This is a genomic window from Mesorhizobium sp. WSM4820, assembly GCF_055811075.1.
The window spans coordinates 1-457 of record NZ_JBVVQN010000092.1 but is presented as its reverse complement, the minus strand read 5'-3'; the positions used below and the strand labels follow the sequence as shown (position 1 = coordinate 457).

General features: G+C 64.6%; 1 protein-coding gene. It reads left to right on the top strand.

All coding sequences use genetic code 11. The features are described from left to right. Window positions 1-72: 72 nt before the first annotated feature. The coding region (locus tag AC0L2R_RS33860; RefSeq protein WP_473514128.1) for an alpha/beta fold hydrolase at window positions 73-457 on the top strand (385 nt) is incomplete at its 3' end.

Here is a 457-nt window from a genome sequence, read left to right as displayed (position 1 = left end):
GATTAACTGGTTCACGCCGCTCCACTGCGCAACTGTCTCGTCATCGAACGAAGCGCGCAGAGGGAAAGAGCGATGACCTCAACCCGCAGCACATCCTTACGTGAAGCGGTCGTCGCCGGTCTGGCCGGCACGGCACTGCTCGCCGTCCTGATCACTTCGACGACGGCCAACCCGACCACCTCGGCAGAACCCAGCCAGACTGGGTTCTGCGACGCCGCCTGCGTGGAGACGGAAACGTTCGACGTCGACGGCGTCGCCTACGCCTACCGGACGCTCGGGACGCCGTCCAGAATGCTTGCCGCCGCAGGGGATCTAGGGACGCCGGAAACATCGCTTCTCAATCGTGTCGTGGCGATCCGCCAGCAGCCGGTGCTGGTGATGAACGGGAACGAAGACGTCATGATCCCGACGCTCCAGTCTTACGCCCTGGCGCAGGCGATCCCGAACGCGCGGCTGA